Source organism: Ignavibacteriales bacterium, from assembly GCA_026390575.1.
In the GTDB taxonomy this organism is placed as follows: Bacteria; Bacteroidota; Ignavibacteria; order UBA10030; family UBA10030; genus Fen-1298.
In genome coordinates this window covers 202034-228835 of record JAPLFR010000001.1, presented here as the reverse complement: position 1 = coordinate 228835, position 26802 = coordinate 202034, and the positions used below count along the sequence as shown (strand labels likewise).

At 43.5% G+C, this 26802-nt stretch carries 25 protein-coding genes and 2 tRNA genes; 3 read left to right on the top strand and 24 right to left on the bottom strand.

What is annotated here, in order from left to right:
* Positions 1-17 precede the first annotated feature (17 nt).
* The 13 genes from NTX44_00985 to NTX44_00925 all read right to left on the bottom strand — a co-directional run bounded on the left by NTX44_00985 (position 18) and on the right by NTX44_00925 (position 12010).
* Positions 18-1202 carry an aspartate aminotransferase family protein gene (locus tag NTX44_00985; GenBank protein MCX6120180.1) on the bottom strand — a complete coding sequence of 395 codons (1185 nt, stop codon included), beginning with the start codon at positions 1200-1202 and terminating at the stop codon, positions 18-20.
* Positions 1195-1833 carry a dephospho-CoA kinase gene (gene coaE, locus NTX44_00980; protein MCX6120179.1) on the bottom strand — a complete coding sequence of 213 codons (639 nt, stop codon included), beginning with the start codon at positions 1831-1833 and terminating at the stop codon, positions 1195-1197. Before coaE ends, NTX44_00985 begins: the two co-directional genes overlap by 8 nt.
* 133 nt (positions 1834-1966) lie before the next feature.
* Positions 1967-3529 (bottom strand): ribonuclease Y, encoded by a 1563-nt coding sequence (rny, locus tag NTX44_00975; protein ID MCX6120178.1) that lies wholly within the window; start codon positions 3527-3529, stop codon positions 1967-1969.
* A gap of 329 nt (positions 3530-3858) precedes the next feature.
* Positions 3859-4206 (bottom strand): cell division protein ZapA, encoded by a 348-nt coding sequence (locus NTX44_00970; GenBank protein MCX6120177.1) that lies wholly within the window; start codon positions 4204-4206, stop codon positions 3859-3861.
* Between the two features lie 25 nt (positions 4207-4231).
* Positions 4232-4573 (bottom strand): hypothetical protein, encoded by a 342-nt coding sequence (locus tag NTX44_00965; GenBank protein ID MCX6120176.1) that lies wholly within the window; start codon positions 4571-4573, stop codon positions 4232-4234.
* A 47-nt stretch (positions 4574-4620) separates the two neighbouring features.
* Entirely contained in the window at positions 4621-7041 is a 2421-nt protein-coding gene (gene pheT, locus NTX44_00960; GenBank protein ID MCX6120175.1) for a phenylalanine--tRNA ligase subunit beta, read from the bottom strand.
* A gap of 19 nt (positions 7042-7060) precedes the next feature.
* Positions 7061-8071 (bottom strand): phenylalanine--tRNA ligase subunit alpha, encoded by a 1011-nt coding sequence (gene pheS, locus NTX44_00955; protein MCX6120174.1) that lies wholly within the window; start codon positions 8069-8071, stop codon positions 7061-7063.
* 62 nt (positions 8072-8133) lie between these two features.
* Positions 8134-8526 carry a tautomerase family protein gene (locus tag NTX44_00950; protein ID MCX6120173.1) on the bottom strand — a complete coding sequence of 131 codons (393 nt, stop codon included), beginning with the start codon at positions 8524-8526 and terminating at the stop codon, positions 8134-8136.
* Between the two features lie 144 nt (positions 8527-8670).
* Positions 8671-9018 (bottom strand): 50S ribosomal protein L20, encoded by a 348-nt coding sequence (gene rplT, locus NTX44_00945; GenBank protein MCX6120172.1) that lies wholly within the window; start codon positions 9016-9018, stop codon positions 8671-8673.
* Positions 9019-9054: 36 nt separating this feature from the next.
* Positions 9055-9249 (bottom strand): 50S ribosomal protein L35, encoded by a 195-nt coding sequence (gene rpmI / locus NTX44_00940; protein ID MCX6120171.1) that lies wholly within the window; start codon positions 9247-9249, stop codon positions 9055-9057.
* 5 nt (positions 9250-9254) lie between these two features.
* Positions 9255-9812: a translation initiation factor IF-3 gene (infC, locus tag NTX44_00935; GenBank protein ID MCX6120170.1), complete on the bottom strand. Its 558-nt coding sequence runs from the start codon at positions 9810-9812 to the stop codon at positions 9255-9257.
* A gap of 11 nt (positions 9813-9823) precedes the next feature.
* Positions 9824-11764 carry a threonine--tRNA ligase gene (gene thrS, locus NTX44_00930; protein ID MCX6120169.1) on the bottom strand — a complete coding sequence of 647 codons (1941 nt, stop codon included), beginning with the start codon at positions 11762-11764 and terminating at the stop codon, positions 9824-9826.
* Between the two features lie 171 nt (positions 11765-11935).
* A tRNA-Val gene (locus NTX44_00925) sits at positions 11936-12010 on the bottom strand.
* A gap of 182 nt (positions 12011-12192) precedes the next feature.
* Between NTX44_00925 and NTX44_00920 the strand changes: the two genes are divergently transcribed.
* On the top strand, positions 12193-12813 hold the full coding sequence (locus tag NTX44_00920; protein MCX6120168.1) for a TonB family protein: 621 nt from the start codon (positions 12193-12195) through the stop codon (positions 12811-12813).
* 28 nt (positions 12814-12841) lie between these two features.
* Here NTX44_00920 and NTX44_00915 read toward each other — a convergent pair whose 3' ends face one another.
* A complete protein-coding gene (locus tag NTX44_00915; GenBank protein ID MCX6120167.1) occupies positions 12842-13129 on the bottom strand; it encodes a hypothetical protein in 288 nt (95 codons plus the stop codon).
* Between the two features lie 268 nt (positions 13130-13397).
* On the opposite strand from NTX44_00915, the gene NTX44_00910 reads away from it, so the two are divergent.
* Entirely contained in the window at positions 13398-14021 is a 624-nt protein-coding gene (locus tag NTX44_00910; protein ID MCX6120166.1) for a LysE family transporter, read from the top strand.
* A 301-nt stretch (positions 14022-14322) separates the two neighbouring features.
* Here NTX44_00910 and NTX44_00905 read toward each other — a convergent pair whose 3' ends face one another.
* Complete coding sequence (locus NTX44_00905; protein MCX6120165.1) at positions 14323-15741, bottom strand: hypothetical protein; 1419 nt, start codon at positions 15739-15741, stop codon at positions 14323-14325.
* Between the two features lie 584 nt (positions 15742-16325).
* Here NTX44_00905 and NTX44_00900 point away from each other — a divergent pair.
* Positions 16326-16399, top strand: a tRNA-Met gene (locus NTX44_00900).
* Positions 16400-16599: 200 nt separating this feature from the next.
* On the opposite strand, the gene NTX44_00895 is transcribed toward NTX44_00900, so the two are convergent.
* From NTX44_00895 to NTX44_00855, 9 genes are all read right to left on the bottom strand, one after another.
* Positions 16600-17511 carry a helix-turn-helix transcriptional regulator gene (locus NTX44_00895; GenBank protein MCX6120164.1) on the bottom strand — a complete coding sequence of 304 codons (912 nt, stop codon included), beginning with the start codon at positions 17509-17511 and terminating at the stop codon, positions 16600-16602.
* Positions 17512-17894: 383 nt separating this feature from the next.
* Positions 17895-19517 carry a carboxylesterase family protein gene (locus NTX44_00890; protein MCX6120163.1) on the bottom strand — a complete coding sequence of 541 codons (1623 nt, stop codon included), beginning with the start codon at positions 19515-19517 and terminating at the stop codon, positions 17895-17897.
* A gap of 21 nt (positions 19518-19538) precedes the next feature.
* Positions 19539-20015 carry a nuclear transport factor 2 family protein gene (locus NTX44_00885; GenBank protein ID MCX6120162.1) on the bottom strand — a complete coding sequence of 159 codons (477 nt, stop codon included), beginning with the start codon at positions 20013-20015 and terminating at the stop codon, positions 19539-19541.
* 65 nt (positions 20016-20080) lie between these two features.
* Positions 20081-20722 (bottom strand): aldo/keto reductase, encoded by a 642-nt coding sequence (locus NTX44_00880; GenBank protein ID MCX6120161.1) that lies wholly within the window; start codon positions 20720-20722, stop codon positions 20081-20083.
* Between the two features lie 12 nt (positions 20723-20734).
* Positions 20735-20932 (bottom strand): hypothetical protein, encoded by a 198-nt coding sequence (locus tag NTX44_00875; GenBank protein ID MCX6120160.1) that lies wholly within the window; start codon positions 20930-20932, stop codon positions 20735-20737.
* 21 nt (positions 20933-20953) lie between these two features.
* Positions 20954-21718 carry a carboxymuconolactone decarboxylase family protein gene (locus NTX44_00870; protein ID MCX6120159.1) on the bottom strand — a complete coding sequence of 255 codons (765 nt, stop codon included), beginning with the start codon at positions 21716-21718 and terminating at the stop codon, positions 20954-20956.
* Between the two features lie 6 nt (positions 21719-21724).
* Positions 21725-22138, bottom strand: a complete 414-nt coding sequence (locus NTX44_00865; GenBank protein ID MCX6120158.1) for a cupin domain-containing protein — start codon at positions 22136-22138, stop codon at positions 21725-21727.
* Positions 22139-22141: 3 nt separating this feature from the next.
* Entirely contained in the window at positions 22142-23125 is a 984-nt protein-coding gene (locus NTX44_00860; GenBank protein ID MCX6120157.1) for an aldo/keto reductase, read from the bottom strand.
* Positions 23126-23466: 341 nt separating this feature from the next.
* Entirely contained in the window at positions 23467-25977 is a 2511-nt protein-coding gene (locus tag NTX44_00855) for an ATP-binding protein (protein MCX6120156.1), read from the bottom strand.
* Between the last annotated feature and the right edge of the window lie 825 nt (positions 25978-26802).

The following is a 26802-nucleotide window of genomic DNA, read 5'->3' as shown; positions in this document are numbered from 1 at the left end:
CCTTTAATAAATTACAGTCACTTCGATGATTTCAAAACCGAATGCAACTCAAACATCAACTGATCACACTGTTCCTGCGTGATGATATACGGCGGCAGGAACCGCAGAACGGTAGTGTTTGTACAATTAATCAGTATCCCTCGATTGAGTAATTCATCTACAACCGGCTGGCCGCCTCGAGATAAATCTATTCCAAGCATGCAACCATACCCGCGCACTTCCGTGATGATGGCAGGAAATTGTTTCTGCAGTTCTCTTGCTTTCGATTTGAGATACTCACCGATGATGCCAGCCTGTTTCATCAACCCTTTATCAATAATTTCTTCCATGACCGCACAGCCGGCAGCACAGGCAACAGGGTTTCCGCCAAAGGTTGTTCCGTGTGTGCCGTACGTAAGCACATCGGCAACTTTATCATTCCCTAAAATTGCGCCAAGCGGAAGTCCACCGCCAATCGCTTTTGCAATGACAACAATGTCAGGATGTATATCGTAATGCTCGAAACCAAAAAATTTACCCGTGCGTCCAACGCCAGCTTGAATTTCATCAGCAATGACAAGAAAACCATATTTTTCATGCAGTGTTTTCAACTCCTGAACAAATTCCTTGCTAATGATATTTATGCCGCCTTCACCCTGAATAAATTCAAGAATGACCCCAAGCGTCTGACCATTCACTTTCGCCTGCAAATCTCCAACATTGTTGAATTCGATGGAATCGGTATTCGGGAGAAACGGTTCGTATCCTTCTCGGTACGCCGGCCGTTCCGTCAGAGAAAGCGCGCCCATTGTCCGGCCATGAAATGAATTGCTCAAGTTTAACAGCCGTGTCTTCTCAGTCCCCCTTCCCCATTTGCGTGCAATTTTGATGGCGCCTTCGACTGCTTCCGTACCGCTGTTGGAGAAAAAAATGCGCTTGTAACCGCTCGCTGCAATAATTCTCTCAGCTAATTCCACCGTTTTATCTTGCACGTAATAATTGGAGAGATGAATGTAACGATGGATTTGTTTCTCGATCGCATCAGTGATACGCGGATGATTATAGCCAAGCGCATTGACGGCAAGCCCGCCGAAGAAATCCATATAGCGCTTGCCATCTTTTGTATAGAGATAAATACCTTCGCCTCGATCAATTTCAAGAGGAAGCCGGTGAAATGTATGGAAAAAATATTTTGATTCTTTTTCAAAAATCGATTCAGACATGAGAACCCTCGTCGGCTAATTGTTTAAATACACTATACAAAAATCGCACCTTGGACTCAAGCTCTTCTGAAGTACCGTTATTATAAATGATGTAATCTGCTTTTTCCAGCCTCTTTTTCACATCAAGCTGGGCTGCCATACGGTTGCGAACGGCATCTTCCGAAACGACATCCCGCTTGCGTACGCGGCTGATACGCACCGATTCATCAGCATCAACAACGATAACGGCATCGAGTTTTTTATACAATCCGGCTTCATAGATAAGTGCCGCTTCAACAATGACTAGGTGTTCTCCGCGCTGCGCCAACTCTTTCATTCGCCGTTCAATTTCAATTTCGACACGCGGGTGAATTATGGATTCCACCTTTTGCTTCATGGTTTTGCTGGAAAATATTTCAGAGGCAATGAACGAGCGATTCAGAGAGCCATCGGTCTGGAAAGCCGATTCACCTAACAGTGTCGTGAGTTTTTTACGAACGGTTGAATCCGTGCTGCTTAATTCTTTAGCGAGATCGTCAGCGTAGAGTACAGGTATACCGAGATGTGCGAAGATGGAACAGACAGTAGACTTGCCGCTACCTATGCCGCCTGTGATACCAATTTTGAGAATATGTTTACTTGAAGACGTCAAAGAAAAAGTTCAAAAGAACAAAATACAAATTCCAAACAAATCACAAATAGCAAATCCAAATCTTCAAACTATCGATTGGCCACTGGAGCTTATCTGGAATTTGATTATTGAGATTTGAAATTTATCTTACCAATTATTTCGCTACAGCGACCGAACGAAATTCCCTTACCACCACAACTTTAATCTGTCCGGGATATTCCATCTCCTGTTCAATCTTATTTGCAATGTCATGCGACAGCTGGTCAGCAGCGGCATCATCAAGTTTCTCGTGACTGACGATGACACGCACTTCGCGTCCTGCTTGAATAGCATATGTATTGATAACGCCGTTGAATGACTTGGCGATATTTTCCAACTTTTCTAACCGTTTGATGTACTCTTCTACCGATTCACGCCGCGCGCCAGGCCGCGCGCCGCTGATGGAATCTGCCGCTTGCACAAGCGCCGAGATAGGATGTTCCATCGGGATGTCCTCATGGTGCGATCCAACCGCGTTGCATACGACAGTGTGTTCGTTGAACTTCTTGCAAAGTTCAAACCCTAACAATGCGTGCGGACCTTCAACGCTTTTATCAATTGTTTTACCGATGTCGTGCAACAAACCGGCGCGTTTCGCAAGTACCGGGTCCAGTCCAAGTTCCGAGGCCATAATACCGGTCAGATAAGCAACCTCGATGCTGTGCTCGAGCAAATTCTGACCATAGCTGGAGCGATACTTCATCCGGCCGATATGTTTGATAATTTCGGGATGCGCACCGTGCAAACCGATTTCAAGCAGTGTGTTTTCCCCCGTATGGATAACTTCTTCTTCCAATTCTTTCTTTACTTTCTCAACCACTTCTTCAATGCGAGCCGGATGAATACGTCCATCGGCGATCAACCGTTCCAGCGAAACCCGTGCGACCTCGCGGCGGAAAGGATCAAATCCGGAGAGAATCACTGCCTCCGGTGTATCATCAACAATGACATCGATGCCGGTAGCAGCTTCAAATGCGCGGATGTTCCGTCCTTCGCGGCCGATGATGCGCCCTTTCATTTCGTCTGTGCCAACGTTCAAGACACTCACTGTCGTCTCTAAGGTGAAATCGACAGCCGAACGCTGGATTGCCTGCACGATCGTTTTCTGGGCTTCTTTCTTTGCTGTAATCTTTGTGGTATCGCGTATATCCTTGAGTGTTTGTGTTGCTTCAGACTTCACAGTCTCAATCAGATTTTGATACAAATATTTCTTTGCTTCCTCGCGATTGATTCCGGCCATTTTTTCCAACCGAAGATTTTCTTCTTCCACTAATCGATCAAGTTCTTTCTCTTGCTCGATGAGTCGTTTTTGCCGGTCCGCAATTTCTTTGCCCGTGGTCTGAAGGGTTGATTCCTTCTTCGTCAGCAGATCAAGCTTTTTTTCCAGATTCTCTTCGCGATTACTCAATTGCTTTTCGTACGCCTGCAATTTTGTCCGCTTGGACTGGGCATCAGATTCGAATTCTTTTTTCTTTTGATACCATTCATCTTTGACTTCGAGAAGTTTTTCGCGTTTAGCGGTTGTTGCTTCCTTCTCTGCTTCTTCAATAATTTTCTTCGCGCGTTCTTGAGCGTCCATGATTTTATTCTGGCCGCTTCGCGCATTCAACGACCAGCCCATGAAAAACGATCCGCCGCCGATCAACGCTCCAATAAGAATAAGAATATAAGGTTCCATGATATTCCTCAGTTAAAACAACTTCTTGATAAAACAAAACCGCACGCATCTGCCACAATCAAGTGTATTGAAAGAACCTCTCTCTTTACACGGTGGGGACTTGCCTAAGCATTTCACACTTCCACAACCCGCTCGTTCTTCGCCAAAGGCAAAGACGTCATCGCAGGGCTATTCACAGTTAAGGAATAGATGGCTTGCGCTCCACGCTTATGAGTCAAGCTCCCATATTAACAGAATTGTTTGGTTCTTTAATATGGTATTGATTACGGCTGATGGTGCGGTTTTCAATAAATTCCGCATCCGTATGTTAGAAAGAACAGGTGACGGTTCTATAAAAGCCGTTCGTCCGACGGTTCCGACAAAAGACAATTGTCAAGATAGTTGGAAAGTTTTTCTACTTCTGCTTCAAGGTGCGCTACTTCCTGTGTGTTTTTTTCCCGTTCTTGCAGAAGATCTTCTGTAATATTCAATGCTGAAAGAACCGCGACCGTCAATGGCGGCTGTTCCGGAATCTTATCATGGATCTTCATCAACATACCGTCCACATAAGAAGCCACGCGTTTTGTCAGGTCTTCGTTCTCTCCGCGAAGCGGATACTCATTTCCAAATATTTTTACTCGAATACTTTTGCCGTTCATTGTTCGGACTAACTGAATAGTTTTTATCGAATTCTCCACAACGTACCGTCATCGTCTGTTTGATTCATAAACGCGAATTGATTTTCACAATCAATTCCTTCAGCCGTGATTTGAGTGCTTCTGACTCCTCCTTTGAAAAGAGACTGTTTCCATTTGATTGTTCGTGTGTGAGCTGCGCACGAACTTCTTCCATCTCTTGTTCGCGTTGACGGAGTTCCTCCGCCCAACGCCGCTCTTTTAATTCTAAACTCGAAATTCTGCTCTGAAGTTCCTTATTCTCCGCCTTCAATCGCAGAAGTAAGTCGGACACAAGCCGAGCTTTCTCCCACAATGATTGGAGAGATTCCTCGAGTTGCCTCAAGTCCTTCTTTTCAGCCGTCTCAGCATCTAGTAGCTGTTCTGGCAAGCTTTAGCTCCTGATGAGTTTAGATGTTTGCGCACACTCTGTGTGCATTAGCTGCGTAATACACCGTTACATTGCCGCTGTACAGCTTCGATTATTTTCTTCAGCGCGTCGTCAATTTCTCTATCGGTCAACGTACGATCGGGCGATTGGAATTCAAGGGCATACGCCAAGCTCTTCTTCTCACTTCCCGTTTGCTGACCGCTATACATATCAAAAAGAACGACGTTTGTGCATAACGGCTGTCCAACTTTTCTGATGACATCTTCCACAGATTTTTGCGGAAGCGCTGCCTCAATGGTAAAAGCCAGGTCCCGCGTTACACCTGGAAATTTCGGCAGCGAAGAGAATTTTCGGTCTCTTGCCCAGCCATCATGAATTGCCCGGATCTTCAATTCGCACACAAACACTGCTTCCTCAATACCAAGTTCGTCTGCAATTTGTACCCGGACTCGCCCAACGAACCCCGCATCAGCGCCATCTATCTTCATGCCTATGCAAGGTTCACATAAAGACTCTTGGTTATCATAATAAATAAAACGGTAGTTGTCAAGGCAGAACTTGGAAAGAAGCGCCGCCACCTCTCCCTTCAAATCCAGCATATCCACATCGCGGGAAGTACTTCCATAGCTTACCGGCGCAGTATGGCCGCCCAGCAGCAACAATAGCCGTTCGTCCTCATGATACGCATCAAGTGTATCCGGCCCTTTATCGGTATTAAGCAAGTAGATATTGCCAATTTCGAACAGGCGCAAATCTTTTACACCGTGGTTTCGATTGTGCTTTACAATGCGAAGTGCGCTTGGCACTAAACTTGTTCGTAATGCTGCCATTTCCGCACTGACCGGATTGATCGCTTTCACTAAAGGTTTTCCGGCAAGCGCCATCGTCGCTTCATCCTGTAAGCCGATGGCAAGCACTTCGTTGAATCCTGAACCAATGAGGTAATCGCGGATTTCATCCTGTAATAAATCGGTTCGCACGTTGGAAGAGAAATCGATAGCTGCGCGGGTTTTTGTCTCTATATTATTGTAACCGTACACGCGTGCAACTTCTTCGATAATATCGATTTCTTCAAGGATATCGTTGCGGAAGCTGGGGACGCTCACAAGAATTTCGTCTTTCGAAGATGACGTTGCCGCAAGATCGATCTGCTTTAAGAGAGAAATGATTTGTGCTTTCTTCAGCGAAGTACCAATGATGGAATTGATTCTCGAAACACGCGCTTTGACGATGAGCGGCTTTTGTTTTTTGGGATAGGCGTCGAGTGCACCTTTGAGTAATTCACCGCTGGTTAATTCTTGAATCATCTGCGCTGCGCGATTGGCGGCAAGAACAGTGATATTGATATCGGTACCGCGTTCAAATCGATATGATGCTTCAGTCGAAAGTCCGAGGTACTTTGATGTCCGGCGGATGTTTCGCGGATCAAAGTAAGCACTTTCGATGAGAATATTCGTCGTCGCATCAGTAATTTCTGTGTTTGCACCACCCATGACACCGGCAACCGCAATTGGTTTTTCCGCATCACAGATCATCAATGTTTCAGCAGTGAGCGTGCGTTCTTTTCCATCGAGCGTTATAAACTTCTCGCCATTCTGCGCTGTCTTCACAACAATCTTGTGTCCGGTAAGCGTATCGTAATCGAATGCATGCAGCGGGTGACCTGTTTCCATCAGCACATAGTTTGTCACATCGACAACATTATTGATGGGACGGACTCCAACCGAGGTTAACAAATCCTGAAGCCATTTTGGCGATGGACCAATTTTTATATTACGAAGTACGCGTGCCGAATACCGCGGGCATTTTTCTTTATCGAGAATTTCAATCTCTGCAAATTTCCATGCCGACGCTGTGCTTTCTTTCAACACGATCTTTGGCATTTTCAATTTCTTGTTTACCAACAAACCAATTTCCCGCGCTACACCGATGTGGCTCAAGCAATCTGCACGATTCGGCGTAATTCCGATTTCATACACAACATCTGTTTGGCCAAAATAGTTGGCAAGTGAAGTTCCAGCTTTTGCTTTTTCATCAAGAACAAGAATGCCGCTCGCATCTTTTCCAAGTCCAAGTTCTAATTCTGAACAAATCATTCCGTTGGATTCGACTCCGCGAATTTTGACTCGTTCAATGATAAACGGCTTTCCTTCCGGGTCATGCTGGTTGTGCGGGATGATGGCGCCAATAAGCGCTACAACAACTTTTTGCCCAGCTGCGACATTTGGTGCACCGCAAACGACTTCTTGAATTGCGTCACCGATATTCACTTTACATATCGTAAGCCGATCTGCATGAGGATGCTTGGCTCGCTCTATAACTTCGCCAATAATAAAGTTCTCGTACTTCTTCGCGAGATCTTCATAACTTTCCACTTCCAAACCAAGCATGGTAAGTTTTTCCGTGAACTGCTCTGGAGTGAATTTGAAATCAACAAACTGCTTCAACCAAATTTGGGAAACTTTCATATCAAGGCCTGCATATCATTCAAAACTGTTTCAGGAATCGTACATCGTTTTCATACAGAATACGAATGTCATCAATATTATACCGCAACATTGCGGTTCGTTCGATTCCCATGCCGAATGCGTAACCGCTATATTTCTCGGGATCGTATCCGACTGCTTTAAAAACATGCGGATGCACCATGCCGGAGCCGAGCACTTCTAACCAGCCGGAATATTTACATACGCGGCATCCTTTTCCACCGCAGATGAAGCACGTTATATCCATCTCTGCGCTTGGCTCTGTGAATGGGAAGAAACTCGGACGGAAACGATACTTGATCGAGCTGCCGTAGAATTGTTTTGCAAACGCAACAAGCGTTCCTTTCAACTCGCTGAATGTAACGCCGCGATCCACATACAACCCTTCAATCTGGTGGAAGGCGACAAGACTGCGAGCACTTGTGGCTTCGTTGCGATATGCCCAGCCGGGCATGATGGCACGAACAGGCGGCTGTTGTTTTTCCATAACTCTGATTTGCACCGGAGATGTATGCGTGCGAAGAAGAATTTTATCTGCAATAAAAATTGTATCCTGCATATCACGCGCCGGATGATCGGGTGCGAAATTCAACGCCCCAAAATTATAATAATCGCTTTCGATGTCCGGTCCGGTTTCCACAGAAAATCCCATACTGATAAAGATGCGTTTCATCTCTTCCATCACCTGCACCACGGGATGTTTTGTCCCGATAGGTTTCGGACGTCCGGGAAGTGTCAGATCAAATGGAACTTCTTTTGGCTTTGCTGTTTGTTCCAGCGACGATTTCTTTTCATCGAACTGCGCCTGGGCGTATTGGCGGAGCTCGTTTAATGCTTTACCCAAGGCCGGCTTTTCAGAAACAGCGGCCGTTTTCATTCTTTCAAATAATGCAGCAATTTCTCCGCTTCGCGCAAGAAATTTGATGCGGACTTGTTCAAGATCTTGGAGCGTTGCTACTTTTTGAAGTTCTTCCGTAAAAACTCTATTTGTATGTTCAATCTTATCAAACATAATAGTGATGGATCGCTTTAGATTGATGGTTTGTTAGATGCAGAACGAGAAAAATGAATCAGTTAGATGTCGACACTAAATCCTATATCAGTTTCGTCTGCACATTTGCCGCCATGAATACCCCAATTAACTAATTCTGGTTCGTTGATTGTTATGAGAATATCTTCCGGTTCTATTCCCGGCAAGACTTTTAAATTCTCAGCTATTTTTCGATAGAGCATTCTCTTGGCTTCTCGAGACCGGCCTTTGAACGCAGTAATTTCTATAATGGTGAACGCTCTCGATTTATTTGCGTTTCTCTCGAATCTATCATCATCAAATTCATATATCAGCTGATTACGATCTGAATCCGGTATCTTGAATGAATCTACCAGCGCTTGATGCACACCGTCAAGGATTTTTTTTCTATATCCGGCATCAAAACCTTTATATATTTCTATTTTGACGATAGGCAATAAATCATCCCTTCTCACTTGAATTCACTGCAGATCATTATCGCTGTTCTATCAAAACAAAAAATCTTCTTACCGACTTTTCATGAATCCTCAATGAAACGCTGTAAGCGTCCATTCAGATAAACGCAGGTAAGAAGATCAGAATTACGCAGTTGCAAATTTCACAACTTCGGCAAACGCTTCCTTATGATTTGCAGCAAGGTCCGCCAGCACCTTCCGGTTAATTCCTACTTGTTTCTTTTCAAGAGAGAATATCAACTTGGAATAGGTTGTGCCATGGATACGCGCCGCAGCATTGATGCGTGCAATCCAGAGAGCGCGGAATTCGCGCTTTTTCGTCCGGCGATGCCGATAGGCATGTTGTCCGGCTTTATCAACGTGATGCTTGGCAACGGTCAGAACCTTACTGCGACCGCCCCAATATCCTTTCGCTGAAGCCAATAATTTTTTGCGCCGTCGGTGCGACGCGACTTTATTTTGTGAACGCGGCATTTCTTTTCACCCTTTCTTTCAACGTAACTACTCAGTTTATGCTAATAAAAATCTTCGCACTTTGTACGCTTCCGTCTCAGCAACGAATCCGGATTTGCGTAAATGGCGTTTGCGTTTTGTGGACTTGCTGGTTAAGATATGACTGCGAAACGCTTTTCGTCGTTTAATCTTACCGCTTGCAGTGACCTTAAACGATTTAGCGGCACTGCGCCGGGTTTTCATCTTCGGCATGGGATTTATTCCTCTGGTTGTTGTTTGGTTACTTCTACACTTTTTTTCTTTGCTTTTTCCGGCACGAAGTACGATACCATCTGGCGCCCTTCCATCTTCGGTTCCTGCTCCATACGGGCAATATCCGCTATCGCTTCTGTGAAACGGACAAGCAATTCTTTGCCTTGATCCTGATACGTAATCTCGCGGCCTTTGAATACAACAGTCGCTTTCACTTTGTTGCCTTCAAGAATAAAATTGCGAGCATGTCGAGTTTTAAAATCAAAGTCATGTGTGTCGGTGTTCGGATGAAACCGAACTTCCTTTACAAGCGTCACGTGCTGATGCTTTTTCTGAATCTTATCCCGCTTTGCCTGCTCGTACCGATACTTTCCAAAATCCATGATCTTTGCAACTGGAGGAGTTGCATTCGGCACAATTTCGATGAGATCTGATGTCATCTCTTGTGCCCGCCGCAGTGCCTCGGCAGTTGTCATAATACCAAGCTGTGCTCCATCATCTGTAATGACGCGCACCTGCGGCGCTTTGATTTCGGAATTAACCCGTGCTCGTTCTTGTTTAATAAGTTCTTCTCCTAAACTGTGAGTGCTCTTGTTTTAATTGTATTGAGAATTTGATTTTGGAATTCTTCAAATTTCATTGTCCCCTGATCGCCTTTTTTGTGCCGGCGAACTGAAACTAAGCCGCCAACTTTTTCTTTCTCACCAACCACAAGCATATACGGCACTTTCTTCGTTTCACAATCGCGAATCTTATATCCGATTTTTTCGTTGCGATCGTCTAACTCAACACGTACACCGGAAGCTTTCAATCCATCAAATATTTCTTTTGCATACTCCATAAATACATCGCTGATGGGCAAAACCGCAACCTGCGTCGGTGCCAACCACAACGGAAATTCTCCGGCAAAATGTTCGATGAGAATTCCTACGAAACGTTCCAATGATCCAAATGGTGCTCGATGAATGATCACCGGACGGTGCCGTTGTCCATCTTGACCGATATATTCTAATTGAAACCGCTCAGGCATAACATAATCTACTTGAACGGTGCCGAGCTGCCACGTGCGATTCAATGCATCCTTCACCATGAAATCGATCTTTGGTCCGTAGAAGGATGCTTCACCATAAGCTGTAAAGTAATCAAGTTTCATCTCATCCGCCACTTCGCGGATCTCGCGCTGCGCTTGTTCCCAGAAGGCAGCTTCACCGCCGTATTTCTCAACATTCTTATCGTCCCGATAAGACAGGCGAATCTTCACTTCCATACCAAAGGTTTTAAACACCAATTGTGTCAAATCGATGACAGATTTAACCTCTGCTTTCAACTGGTCGTGTGCACAATAGATGTGAGCGTCGTCTTGGGTAAATCCGCGTACACGTGTGAGACCGTTCATCTCGCCGGATTGTTCATATCGATAGACAGTGCCAAACTCAGCCAGGCGAATCGGCAAGTCGCGATACGAACGCGGCTTAAATGAATAAATTTGATGATGATGCGGACAATTCATCGGCTTCAATAGAAACGCTTCACCATTTTCCATTTGAATAGGTGGGAACTGTGAATCCTTATAATATGGATAATGGCCCGATGTTTTGTACAATTCCAGATTTGCAATATGCGGTGTAATGACCGCTTGATACCCGCGCTTTCTTTGTTCGTCGCGTAAAAATTCTACAAGCGATTCGCGGATGATGGTTCCCTTCGGAAGCCACAACGGCAAACCGCTTCCAACTTTCGGTGTGAGAAGAAAAAGTTCTAACTCGGACCCCAGCTTACGATGATCGCGGCGTTTTGCTTCCTCAAGCAGGAACAAATATTGATCCAGTTCTTTCTTTGATGGGAACGTAACGCCATAGATGCGTTGCATCATCTTGTTTTTTTCATTCCCGCGCCAGTACGCACCGGCAACGCTCAAGAGCTTGATGGCTTTGATCTTTCCAGTTGAAGGGAGATGCGGCCCACGGCAAAGATCGGTGAAATTTCCATGGTGATATAATGAAATTGCCTGACCTTTAAACTCATCCAGTAACTCAAGCTTGTACTGGTCACCTTTCTTTTTGAAATACTCGACCGCCTCTTCCCACTTTTTTTCCTCACGGACATATGGAACGTCACGATTGGCAAGCTCGTTCATTTTATCTTCAATCTTTTGAAGATCATCCTTTGAGAGATTGTGCTCGCCAAGATCAAGGTCGTAATAAAAACCGGTTTCTATAGCGGGACCGATACCGAATTTTGCTCCCGGGTACAATGTCTCCACTGCTTCTGCCATCAAATGAGCAGAGCTATGCCAGTAGGCATGCTTTCCGCCATCATCAGCCCACTTGAGAATTTTGAAGGAAGCATCCTGGCTTATCGGGCGGCTTAAATCCCATACTTCTCCGTTTACTTCAACAGCAAGCGCTTCTTTTGCCAGACCTTTGCTAATACCTTCAGCAATCTGCTTACCGGTAATATCGCGATCGAATTCTTTCTGGTTCCCGTCAGGGAATGTGATTTTTATTTTACTCATTAGTATAAAAAAATCGGATCAACGTCCGATCTTTAGTAAAAGTCTCTATATGAAGGACAGGATATTGAACAACTTATCCAACCTCTACTTTTTCCATGTAATCGTGGGCCCTATAGGACTCTGAGCCGAAGGCTCATGCGCCTTTGGCGCAGAACCTATAACATTACATTGTGGGCCCTATAGGACTCGAACCTATGACCTCTACCATGTCAAGGTAGCGCTCTAACCAAACTGAGCTAAGAGCCCCTATAACATTATTGTTTAAATAATACCAAAAAAATGTTTGAAAAACAATTCCGATCTCTACTGATATGTTGCTGTATCGAAAAAAGCCGATTGATTTTTATTATTAAATTTTAACTATATTTGAGCAGTCCTCACATGAGTTATGTTGAATTTTGGTTTGATATACTTTTGCAGGAGGAACTATGAAGATCATCCTTTGGTGTTTATGTACAGCCTGTTTCATCGGCTGTTTTCCAATTCAGCAAAATACCGAATCAGATACACCACAATTACTTTTCCAGTCCCCGCTGCCGGCTCTTCCGACATCAATTCAAAAGTTACCATCAGAAATAAGCCTTGCGGTGTTTGTTCTAGAGAACGGTACTGTTGAGCAAGTGCGGTTTTCAAAAAGCAGCGGCAGCAACGAATGGGATTCACTTGCTGTCAGTGCTATTAAGCAATGGCATTTTTCTCCCGCGCGAATGAATGGCAAACCATTCAGCACTTGGTGTCATTTACGAGCACCCTTGCATTACGCTAGCCCGTTGCTTTTTTCCTTAGCTGAAATATTATGTGCTACAAAAGAAACAGCAGATTCGATTTATGAAGCATTAGAGCAGGGGCAGGAATTTAGCAAGTTGGCCCAACAGTATTCCATTGACACGTCGCGTGAGAACCATGGCATCATTGGCGAAGTGGACGTTTATTGCTATCCAGAAAATATTCGGAGCACGCTGAAAGGACTCGATATAGAAGATTACACGAAACCACTTCTCTACGGAAACCATTACGCTATCTTTAAACGGATAAAAAAGACAGAATAATCTCCAAGCTTTTCAAAGCAGATTTTTTTTATCGAATAAAACAGTACCAGAGCGCTACAGATCGCATTTCAGTCGACGCACCTTCTATCGATTTCTGTGCATCTAAAAGTGAGGCAACCCGCCTGTTGGCGGCATCATAAATATTCGCGCCGCGGACCGTCATCATTTTTCTGTTATCTGCATCAAAAAGAAAATTACCGCGAATGGTAGCGATTCGCCGACTGTTGCCATCATAAATATCTTCACCTCTGGTAATGGCAATTCTTCGATTATGAGAATCAAAGAGTTCGAGACCGCGCATTTTGTAGATGTTCATAACAGACATCTTTTTTTGTTATTATTTTTTGAACCGTATTGAGCGTATTTAGTATAGACCCTTTCCACTCCAACAGCAAGACATTTATTTATTTATATTTCTGCTATCCATCCATTCCAAATCCTGAGTGGTTCGCATTCCCTTGAAGAATGATATAAATTATTACTACAGCAAAAACTGCCTGCATTTTTCACTATGGATTTTCACAAACTTCCCTTATTATAAGAAAAATGGTTTTATTGGAAATTTCCATTGTTGGGCATTCTGTATGAACGTGATCTATCTTTTAAAAGGTCTTGCAATAGGATTTTCACTTGCGGCGCCGGTTGGTCCCGTCGGAATTCTCTGTATCCGGCGAACACTTGCGCATGGAAGCAAGCGCGGAATTATTATCGGGCTCAGTGCTGCATCGGCAGATATGGTCTACGGCATCGTTGCAGCATTCGGTGTCACGCTCATTTCCGACTTCATTTCTCAACAGCAGCATTGGTTTCGTCTCGTAGGCGGCATTCTCTTGCTCATACTCGGGTATCACACATTTTTTTCCCATCCGTCAACTGATATAATAACAAATGGAAAAAATGGACATACACGTACATTCGTTTCTACTTTTTTTCTCACTTTAACGAATCCTATGACCTTGTTCGCTTTTGCCGCTGTATTTGCTGGTATCGGTTTGGATAAAACTATTGGCATTCATGGTTATGCAATTTTCTTTGTCGCCGGTATTTTTCTCGGTTCGTTAAGCTGGTTCTCATTCCTCACAAGTCTCGTTCATTTCTTCCGCGAAAGAATCACAACAGATGGGCTTGTTATTATCAATAAGGTTGCCGGCTCCCTTTTAACTCTCTTTGGCGTCATTGCACTCTGGAGTGGATTAAGAGGATTCTAGCCCTGCCTCAAATACAGAGGGCTGCTTTTTCCAAATAACCCATCGGCAATGATCTGCTAAAAAGTTTTTGCCCTGTAATAGTTAGTGACCACTCATCTCCGAGATCGAATCAATGAACCAGATCCCCCCCCTTGCACCATCACAATTTCTTGTTACGAATGCATGTTACCAAACCATAAAAAAAAGGAATTGTCATTCCCACGGATTTTAAGTGGGAATTTTACATAAGATGCCCGACTAAAGCAATCGGGCATGACAATATTACTTTATTAAGTGTCATATCTGTTGTGCGTAATATCAGTTACGAAATACTATCTTTTCGATTCGGTAAGAATACTAAACGAAAAGCGTACGCCGGTCCCCAGTATCCTCGCTTTCGCAACCAATGCAGGAATGATCGCGGATCAAATGCTCGAGCAAGCGAGAAGAAAACCATTGCAATAGTTGATGCACGCACAGCAATCCAAAAAACATTTTCTAACGAAGAACCGGATACAAGAATCAATGCCATGAGAATGACGATGGGTATCCAAAAGAACGGCCGAGTGAGATCACGCAAACTTTGCTTGATCGTGGATTTCCAAGAGCGTTTTGTATCTTCCGCAACAAAATGTGCCGCACCTGTCACAAGTAGACGCTGAAGTCTTTCTGGTGTTCGATGGCGACTCGTATAGGCATATAATGTTACCGCAGAGGAAAACATTCCGGCTATTGATGACCAGAGGAACAAGAGGCCAATTAACCCAAAAGGTGGGAGATGCAATTTTTGACCAATCCACTGAAGGACAGCATCATACATTCGTACAAGATCGCTGCCAACAAAGAGAAGCTGTAAGAGCACGCCCTGAGCCGCTGCCCATGCTCCAATGAGAAAACCGCCCAGCATAATTCCAAAAATATTCCATCCGAAGAGTATGGTAGCACCAGTAAAAAGTACTCCCTGTACGCTGATCGCAAGCATAGGGTTCAATCGACTTCCCGACGGAGACAATGCTTTCATGCCGGCTGCAATAAATGGCACCCAAACAATTTTACTGCGAGTACCAAGGCCATCTCCGGCATAGGTCATAACCATAGACTGCACACTCGATAATGCAATTCCTCGAAAAGGGATTTGCGCCGTGTGCAGTATCGCTCCCACACTTGCTTCAAAACTTCCCGCCGCAGCGCCATATGCTCCAATACGTTTCCAGTCGTCATGTTCCACACAGATGGTTCGGAGTTTATTCCACGCATCTGTTTCCTGAACATCAATACAAACATCAAATTGTATGTGAAGCACTTGTTCGATATTCGAGACTAACCCGCTTCGCATTGCAATGACCACAAGAGGAGCATTCGAGGATTGTATTGAGTTCCAAAGTTTTGCGTGTCCTTTTCCCGAAGTTTCCAATGAACTAAACTCATCAAGAACGACAAGTGCCGGGGCACCCTTCAATTTAATTTGTTCTGCCCATTCTTGAAGCAACCGTTCAGTTTCAATTTCGAATACATACGGCGGTATTTTCGATTCATCGCGCGTCGCATAGAGGAGTTCACGTCCAGAGGCTATCATTTGCAGTCGGTAACAACCTGCACCTCGATTGGGTGAAGGGCGATCTTCCCCTATCGCAAGAAATCCTTCGACGCCTTTATGTTGCTGTTGGAACCACGTTGTCAATTGGAGCAACAACGAAGTTTTCCCAGATCCGACAGGTCCCGTCACGCCAACAAGTAACATGGTCAATGAAAACCAAAATGTGGATATATCAGTTTATTCTTCATTTTCAAATTATAATAAACGAAAGATAGAAGCAATGTATAGTTTAGACTTTGCATTGTGAAAATATAACCATGCATGAATGACAGATTGAAATTCTTTCTCCTACTTCGGAAATTCTCATTGCAGATGCGCGTGATTTTTTTTATATTTGATTCAGAAGATTTTAGAGATGACGGATCTACCCGCCTTTTTTTTCGTCGGGAAGAAAATATTAAGATTAATCGATAGTTCCTTTAAATCAACAATTGCCAATCCAAAATTCGCAATTGAATTGGCGGGGTAGCTTCCGTCAAAAGATGAAGCATGGCGGACAGGTAGCTGGTTACCCGCCCGGACGACTGTGTCGTTAAGTCGGGCGGGGAGAGTCCCGATTGAAAGCATCGGGACAAGTCGGAATCATAATCTCCCGCCAAAAAACAGCGGGACGCAAAAAACGCGCAGCCGGAGGCCTGTTATAAAATATCGACGAAGTCGATATTCAAATTTGTTTTGATTGTGTTCTTTTAAATCTAAAATCTAAATTCATCAATCTTCATTTTTATGGCGGGGTAGCTCAGCTGGTTAGAGCGTCGGAATCATAATCCGCAGGTCGAGGGTTCGAATCCCCCCCCCGCTACTGATAAATGAAACGCCCGGCTTGTCTGGGCGTTTTCATTTATTCCATAGTGGCTGGATGAAGAGCCACGTTCGCCTGTCCCGCATTAACGAAGTTAATGCGGGGAATCCCTCCCGCTACAAAAAAAAGCGAATTCATAATGAATTTGCCTTTTTATTTTCTTCCCCCCGCTTCAAATCCACGACTCATTGTCGTGTTAATTAATTCTGGATGTGGTTCTTAAATTCCTTTGGACTTATACCAACTTCTTTTTTGAACAGCCGGGAAAAGTACGGTGGATTTTCAAAACCAAGCTGGTATGCAATTTCAGATATGCTCTGATCACCGACAACGAGCTTGTTTTTGGCTTCGGAGATTACAAAGAGATGAATCAACTCCAAAGCAGTTTTGCCGGTCTCCTGTTTCAGCAAATCGCTTAAGTATTTTGGCGACAGATGAATCTGTGAAGCCATGTAGTTCACAGTAGGCAATCCCTTTTCTCCTGCCTCTCCTTTTTCAAAATACACATTCAGGCACTCATTAAATTTTGTCACCGTATTACCTGATAAAGGCTTCCGGTCAATGAATTGTCTTTTATAGAACCGTTGGGCATACTTCAGAATGGAATCAAGATGCGAAAGGATAATGGACTTGCTGAACTCATCCGGATTATTGCGGTACTCAGTTTCTATTTTATTGAACAATGACCAAATGATTTTTCCCTCTCTCGGAGTAACATGAAGAGCTTCACTTGTTTCGTAATCGAAGAAATCATATTTCTTTATTTCTGTGAACAAAGGATGGCCCATCAAATAGTCTTCATGAATTTCAATTGAGAAACCTTTCCCTTTCAACTGGACGTCATGGAGAGAAATTATTTGTCTCGGTTTCATGAAATACATAAATCCGCTATCGTGATCATATTTTGTCTTACCATACCAAATATTACCAGATTTTAGTTTTTTAAAACAGATGAAATAAAAATCGAATGAGACTTCTGTTGCATTCAATGGAGTAGAAGATTTCTTTAATTGTTTCAGACCAAACAAAGGATTTTCCGGAATAGGATATCCTTGAGCTTCATGTAATTCGCTTATTGTTTTGAACTGCTTCATAATTATTACAGCCTTCAAATAATTATTTTCCTATAGCCTGTAAGCATAAAAATTATTTTAAACCATGCTTTAAATAATTCGATTTATAATTAATAAGTTAGGTATTAGAAATTCTAATACCAAATTTTTTACACCATTTCCGGTTTCTAATGATCAAAAAATTCTCATTTAATGAGGTTCGAGAAAATAATCTTCATCGCTTTAAAAATCCTTGAATTTTCAGCCATTCTTTAAATTGCTCGATCCAGTTATCAATTGGTAAACCTTGTTTGCACATATCAAAGCCGTGACCATCTTTCGAATAAACATGACACTCAACATTTTTACCTGCTCGGTCCAGATTCCTGCTTTTGCATGATTTCTCCCGCGATTCACGGTACTTCTGTTAAGTTCCAACAGAACTAGCGTGGCATCATAATCTTTACGGCTTTTTCAATAATATCCAGTCTCGCTTTCTTGGGATCGGGTTCACCAACCGCCGAACCATCCGGCTTAAATTGGAGGAGATCGTTCGTTTTGGGATTGTAAACTGGCCATTTCGGCAGTCCCTGACCATTAGGATCACCAGTCTTGGCGAAATTTACCCAATAACTGTTCATCATCTTGGCGACTTCCTTGTCCTTGGGTGCCACGGTGGCTCCATTCCGATCTCTAAGGTTGTCAAACACGTAAGCAATTTCGGATCCATGGCCTGCACCATAACGCATCATCTGTTGCATTGAGGTGGCGACGTAGGAGAAAAGATATATGTAGGCCGGAGTGCCCTTAGCGACAAAGGCTCTCGCAGTGAACCGGGCAGGCTCTGCCCATACTTTGTCAGTGTTGACCATCGTGAGCATCTTGGCGAATTCAGTAGTACCATCAGGATCATAGACCGTAATAGCTTCGTCCCTCAGGCTCCCGAACAGGGACAGCAGTTCGTCCTTCGAACTGGCATTGACAAATCCAGCCTGCACTTCCGCACTATTCGACCCGATTATAAGTGGTACTCGTGCCTGTCTGCCGGCCCCATATGCGCTCTCAGCAGTTTCTATAACCAGTTTACCGTCAAGAATCGGACCTGAGTAGATAGGCAGACCTCCGGGGCCATCGATTTCTTGTCCACCATCCACAATCTCTTCCACACTCAGGGAGCGCAGTCTGGCAAGTGCGGCCGCATCCGTGCCCTCGATCCTATGTTTGTGAGCAAAGTTTTTTCCGATCGTTTCCGCTGAAACGGGGTAGAACGGATCGGCATTTTCTTTACTTATCGGTCTACCGGTCAGAACACCATCTCGGCCACCGCCAGACTCGCTGATCGCCTTTTGGAACAGGTCTTTCGCAGCTGGAATTGTCAGTAGTGAATGTACTGAAACACCACCGGCAGACTCACCGAAAATGGTAACATTATTCGGATCGCCTCCGAATGCGGCAATGTTCTGTTGCACCCATTTGAGTGCGGCGATCTGGTCCATATAGGCGTAATTGCCCTTAGGCTCATCCGGATGCTCTTCACTCAATACGTGGAACGCGAAGAAACCGAGGCGTCCGAGACGGTAGTTGAAAGTGACCAGGATGACGCCTCGTTTGGCAAACTGATTTCCGGAATTGTCCAGAAAGGAGCCGCTGCCGAAGACGAAGGCTCCACCATGGATCCAAACCATAACTGGCAGCGTTGCCTTCTGTGCTGCCCCGGCAGGTCGCCATATATTGAGAAACAGGCAATCTTCCGACGAACCGTCCGCAATTTTTCCAGAACCGCGGGGCCATCCTGCCTGCGCACAATTTGCGCCAAACTTGCTTGCATCACGTACTCCCTGCCACGCAGGGAAAGGTTGCGGTGGACGCCAGCGATAGGCACCGACCGGTGCAGCAGCATAGGGAATTCCGTTGAAGTTGTCGACATCCCCATCTGTTATGCCGCGCACGATTCCAGAGGCGGTGCTAACCGTTGGCCCCTCGGCCACTGTATCATTGACAATTGTTTGCTGAGCATGCAACAAGCAACTAATAAGAATGACTAAACCAGCTAATACTTTTTTCATCTTGAATCCTTTTAATCATTTTTAATGACCGCCAGGTGTTAGCAGTCTGGTGAACGAGAGCGAGCCTAACTTCCAGGTGCCATTTTCTTTCACATAGACTTCTGTAACCTCAAAGGGATTGGTGACTTCGTTCCCACCAACGATTGCTAATAGCGTAATTCTGTTTAATAGAATAGCGGTATTGCCAATAATATACACCGATACTTCATGGATATCCGCTTTCTTGTACCAAATCCCTCCGCTTTTTATCACATTAAGTTCTTGTTCTTTCCCCCAGCTTCCTCCCATATGGACAAACACAGCTTTTTCGTGAAAGAGATTGTCCAGCGTATCTACATTTTTGTCTGCCATCCACTGCCACTTCTCCTTTGAAAGATTAATTATCGCTTGCTCAGTACTTGTGCTGCTTTTGGTAGACGGATTTGTCTTTGTTTCTTGTGCAATGGACGATTGCGCGCTCAGAATTATGAATAATAGACCAAGAATTGATGCCTTCATGATTGTACTCCATATAATTATTTATAGGTTTTACAATTGAGAATAATTTTAATTGATGAACTGAATTATAATTCAATTTTTCTTTCTCCCATCCATTTCACGATTTCCGGATCGCGATGATCAAAGAAGCTGCTCTTCTTCATATCCAGTGCAACAATGGCATGCATATCTTCAGAACTTAATTCAAAGTCGAATATATCAAAATTCTCCTCAATTCTTTCCTTGCGGACTGATTTCGGAATCGCAACAACTTTTCTTTGTACCAACCAACGCAGAATTACCTGAGCGACGGATTTCTTGTATTTTCCCGCAATAGAAAGAAGTAATTCATTTTTGAAAATGTTGTTTTTCCCTTCGGCAAACGGCCCCCAGGATTCGATCTGAACATTGTTTTCTTGTAAGAATTTTTGAGGTTCAGTTTGCTGACAGAAAGGATGTGTTTCGATCTGATTCACTGCAGGAACTACTTTGTTGAACAGGATCAAGTCCATTATTCGATCGGGATGGAAATTGCTAACACCGATTGCCCGGACTCTACCCTCCCGGTATAATTCTTCCATCGCCCGCCAGGAACCGTAAATATCTCCATAGGGTTGATGAATCAGATAAAGATCCAAATAATCTAATTGTAATCTCTTCAATGATTTTTCAAAAGCCTTCTTCGTGTTTTCGTATCCCGTATCCTGAATCCAAAGTTTTGTGGTGATAAACAGCTCTTCTCATGCCACACTGCTTTTCTTAATTCCTTTTCCAACTTCCACTTCGTTTCCATACGAGGCCGCGGTATCAATGAGACGATAACCGGCATGCAGGGCATCGAGAACACTTCTTTCACATTCTTTGGCATCTTGCATTTGAAATACACCAAATCCCAGAATGGGCATCTCCACACCATTATTCAATAAAACCGTTTGCATAATTTTCCTTTTTATCGTTTTTTACTCCGGTATTACTTCATTTAAACATTTTATTGCGTTCAAAGCTCTTGGGTATCCTATGTATGGTAACAATTGTGTAACTACACTCATCAGTGTTTCTTTGTCATTCCCAACATTTACATTGCCTTGAATATGTCCTTTTACTTGAAGCTCAACTCCACCTAATGATATAAGCATAGCAAACGTAAGAAGTTCTCTTGTTTTTATATCAAGTCCTTTTCTCGTTAAATAATCGCCAAAACAATTTGCAGATAAATATTTTTGGATATGAAGTTGATTTTTGGGTGACTCGTTATTCATTTTGTCTATCATTTCCCCAAAGATCGCCTTTTGCATTTCCAATCCTTTGTCATATCGATCTTCGGGTGTGGTTGTCGATTGACCTTCTAAAGGTAATTGTATTCCTCTGCTTTGCAATACTTCATTTGTGGCATGGATAAAATCAAAAACCTTTGCGAGGCCAACATAAGGTACGGACTGATAGAGGATTTCTTTAATTTCAACAGGCGTTACACGAACATTAAGAGCGGCGCCAAGCATCACTTTATATTCGCTTAGCGCCTGGCTGGCAATGGTCGATGCGAGAATCATCATTACCCTTGTTCTCGTATCTAAGTTTCCATAACGAAGCACTTCATCAAAAGCAAAGTTGTCGAACACCTCTATCAGTTCCGGATCTGTTACACTTAATGTTGATTTGTGAATCGGAAACAATTCTTCATGGTTTCTGATTGCAGCTTCGGTCAGATTCATTTTCTTAGTCATAGACCCTCATTTCTGAACACTCTTATATTCTTCATCGCTCACCGGCTTCAACCATTCCACAGCGCCTTGATTCGTGTTGTTGGTAATAACGATATGAGTAAGACTGCTGTCGTGCGCAGCGCCATGCCAATGTTCGACGTGAGATGGAATAATAACGACATCGCCCTTCGCGAGTAGCCTTGCGGGTTTTTCTCTTTCCTGATAATATCCTTTGCCATCGGTAACGAGCAGGATCTGCCCTGCCGGATGAGTATGCCAATTGTTTCTGCAACCCGGTTCGAAGACAACATTCCCGATTGCATAACTTCCCGTCTCGTCTTGCGGCACCAGCATCTTCAGCCATGCAGTTCCAGTAAAGTAATCGGGGGACGTTTTCTCACCTTTCGGGAAAATGGCATTTTGATTTTCTAAAGTATTCATCTTTTATAGTCCTGTTCTTTTTTCTAGCTCTTCAGGATAGCGGTCGCCCACTACTTTGATGTTGTCAAGTGCCGACTTAATCTCGCTCAATTCCTTTGAAGTCAAAGTCACTGTTGCAGCTCCGATGTTTTCTTCGAGACGATTCAGCTTAGTTGTTCCGGGAATCGGGACGATCCACGGTTTTTGTGCCAGCAGCCATGCGAGTGCAATTTGACCCGGTGTCGCTTCCTTTTGTTCTGCCACTTTCTTCAGTAAGTCCACAAGGACTTGATTCGCTTCAAGCGCCTCGGGAGTAAACCGGGGAACGATATTACGAAAATCAGACTTTCCGAAATTAGAATCTTTATTGAAACTTCCTGTAAGAAATCCCTTGCCCAAAGGACTGAACGTTACAAAGCCGATTCCGAGTTCCTCCAGCGTTGGTATTAATTCTTCTTCAGGGCGCCTCCACCAAAGAGAATATTCGCTTTGAATAGCAGTCAGGGGCTGCACAGCGTGAGCACGACGAATAGTCTTTACTCCCGCTTCGGAAAGTCCCCAATGTTTGATCTTACCTGCCCTGATCATATCTTTTATAGCGCCCGCTACATTTTCTATCGGCACAGTTGTATCTACACGATGCTGATAATACAGGTCAATGAAATCTGTATTCAGGCGCCTGAGTGAACCCTCCACGGATTTTCTGATCTGCTCAGGACGGCTATCCTGCACTTGTTTTCCATCCTGCATTTTAATACCAAATTTGGTGGCAATAACTACTTTGTTGCGGTAGGGAGCTAACGCTTCGCCCAAGAGTTCTTCATTGGTAAACGGTCCATACATCTCGGCGGTATCAAAAAGTGTAACACCGCGGTCAACAGCTTTATGGATCAAAGAAATCATTTCTTTTTTGTCAGGTATCTCGCCATAAGCGTAACTCATACCCATGCAGCCAAGCCCGAGAGCAGAGACTTCCAATCCGTTCTTTCCTAATTTGCGTTTTTGCATTTCTTCTCCTTTTATAAAATATCCGCTAAACTTGTGATACTAATATAAAGAAACAACGCTGAGAGGATGTATACAAAAGGCGGGATTACGGATACGCTTTACGCATACTAGTTGATAGCCAATCTTGTGCAATTGCGTTTTTTTTATTAAAAATTGATGAAAGGAGCTTCTTTAATTAGGCTGAGTTCGGATGAGTTCCCCCCCGCTACAAAAAAAGGCGAATCTATTTTGAATTCGCCTTTATATTTTTTCCACCCCGCTTCTAACCCACGAACCAAGGCGCTTATGCAATTATTTTTCGTCAACCTGATTTCCCAATATCATTCCATGAATTCGACAATTCACTTTTCATCCAACACATCCCTTACTATTTTCACAACTTTTGTTGGATCATACGGTTTGAAGAGAAAATGCTGTATCCCCGTTTTCAAAAATTTTGCTTTCACTTCCGGATCAAGATACCCTGTTGCCAGAATTATGCGTTCTTTCGGATTGATTTTTTTAATCAGTTGACACACCTCCAGACCGCTAATATTTGGCAATCCGAGATCGGTCATCACAAGAGCGATATCGTTCTTTTTCTCCTGATAGATTTTCAATGCCTTCAATCCGTCCTTGGCAGAAAGAACTGAGTATCCCTTTTCAACAAGCACTATCTGAAGAGACATCATAAGCGCTTCTTCATCCTCTACAACCAACAACGTCTCGGTTCCACCTGGAATTTCTTCCAATGTTGCTTCTTCATTTTCGCCGATCGGTTCTGCCACTTGCGATACAGGTAGATATAAACGGAAGGTAGTTCCCTTACCAAGCTCGCTCTCTACATCAATAAATCCTTTATGGGTCTGTATAATGCCGAATACAATAGCTAACCCCAATCCGGTTCCCTTTCCTATTCCTTTCGTGGTAAAAAACGGTTCAAAGATTCGCTTTTGTATCTCTTCAGTCATTCCTTCACCACTATCACTCACTTCAATACAGACATAACTACCCCCGACAGCATCCGGATGTTGATTGCGCAAACTTGCAGTAGATACCATACGCGTACTGATGGAAAGAACACCGCTCCTTGGCATCGCATCCCGCGCATTGACACAAAGGTTCAGCAACGCTTGATGCAGCTGTGAACGATCAGCATTTATGTAAGGAATTGTTTTATCGAAATCCTGCGAATAGGTTAGAACTTTGGGGAATGTTTCAAAGATCATGGTCATAATTTCCATGACAACATCATTCACATCCACCGCTCCAAACGCAGTTTCTGTTTTTCTCGCAAAGGTCAATATCTGCTGGACAAGTGTTTTTCCCCGTTCGACAGCTTTCACGATGGTGTTCACAGCGAGGTCTAACTTCTTAGTATCATCTTTAAACTGCTTGGTACTTGTAATGTATGCCAGTATGATTCCTAGAATATTATTGAAATCATGTGCAATCCCGCCTGCAAGCGTTCCTAATCCTTCCAACTTTTGCATTTGGCGCAGCCCCTCTTCCATTTTCTTGCGCTCGGTGATATCATGGACTGAGCCAACGAGATGCATACATTTTCCCTTGTTATCAACAACAGGTGCGATGCTGACTTCGCCAGTTACCCATCCCGACGGATATTTTGTTGTCTCTTCCCATCGTACGATTTTCTTCTGATAGATTGCTTCCGAATATTTCTCCAATGCCAGTGTAAGAGATGGTTCTGGGATAACTTCATGTACTCGTTTTCCAATTATTTGATCGGCTTGCAGGCCGGTGGTCGAGAGAAAACACCGGTTGACCGAAGTAAAGACATAGCTCCCTTCTTTTTCCACTTTCAGATTGAAGATGATATCCCCAACCGTATCATAGATGAGAGAAATCTGCCGCTCACTTTCCTGAAGGGCTGTTAATACGACTTCCCGCTTTCTTTGTTCCCCGCTGATTACTTGGAATCTGACAATGAGATACATACAAATCACACAAATCATCAACAAAGCAATGGTTATCAAGAAGAGGTTTGATCTAAATCCCGAGAGAGAAGCTAGAGCCTCTTCATCTGGTGTAGCAACGACGATAGACCAGAAAGTATTGCCGAATGGAATAGACATGTAGACTGCATGCTTAAGAACTCTTTCATCAGATGTATCCCGGACTCTATGATCAAGGTATGCTGTGACTCCTTCATTACCTTTGAGCATTTCATCAACCATAGAAATGATTTCAGGAAAACCTTTGTAGGTATCATAAACATTTCTTCCGATATGATCGGGGAAGGGAGAGGAAATCTCGATCCCTTTCTCACTAATAACCCAAGCATATCCGCTTGCTCCGATGCGGATGTTTTCAATATACTTCTGTGCAATCTTGTCAAAAGACAGAAGGAATGCTATGGTTCCATCGTATGTGCCATTCTTGAACACAGGAACATGGACGGCTACCGTCCTAAATCCCTGAACCGCCATAAAAACATCACTAACAACAATCTTGTGAGTCTTTATGCTCAGACGAATATGTTCCTGGTACGAGATGTCTTTCACAATTGACGCTTTAAAAGGAACCGAGTAGATGATTGTCCCTCGTGCATCGACGCGCGTAATGCCTTTTATTTCGTCGGAATTTAGGTTTTGGTAGTTCAACAAGATTTGTTTACCAAGATCGTTCGATTCGATAATTTCCGGAAAACGGGAGAGAAAATTTAGTGTGCCGATTACATTAGTTATGTAGTCTTTAATCCCTGTCGCAGCTTGCTGGGCGTGGATCTTTTGTGCGAAATTTAGATCCTGAATTGTTTGCTGTTTGACATCGGAGTAGATAGCGTATAGCGATACAGCGAAGAGGATCAATACACTGAGGGTAATAAGTATGAAATATTTTCCAAATTTCATGATGATAATCTAAATTGCAAACCGCTTTGTATATTTCAGGATGGAAATCCTGACCGAACAGGAAAATTGTGTGTTGTAGAAAAAAATAATTTTGAAAAGGAAATACGAAACACCAGATTTTGGTTTTTTAAACACATATGGTGGGAAAACTGATAAGACCCCTTGAGAGCTTATTCCTGCGTGCATACTCTTTTCTCCAATCCACGCTTGGTGAACAGAATTACGACACTATAAGTATAAAAGTATCAAATCTCATAGTGAATAGCAACGTGCGGATTTTTGCCACTTTAGGCTAATAATACAGGAAGTTAAGATGACACTCCCTCACCTGTTAGTAAATCAAGTTTTCGTATAAGCTGATTATTCCACCATCAAAGTCAAGACACAATAGCGGGATCCAAAAAGCGGATTTTGTTCTATTACTCGTTCCGCAATTTCACGAATAAACTCTTCAATATAATCCCATTGTCGGCTTAAATTGACCTATTAAACTGTTCCACTAAAAAATATTTAAGGGAATGAATGATTTCATTCCTTTGAGGTGAAAAATTTTGTTGCATTAATATGATAAGAAGCTTATTTTTCAGAAGTGTATTAAGACTATTACAATAGATAGGAAAACGGAGATGGTCCGCTTCTATTTTCAACCAGTTCCTGCAGAAATCCCTCAAATCGGCGAAATGATGAAAAAAAACTCAGTCCTAAGTGAACTGAGTTCGGGATGTAGCGGGGGGCGGAACTCATACGAACTCAGCCTGAGAGTTGAATAATTACCTTATAGATGCACATGCAAAAGATATCAGCAACGATACTTACACATTAATA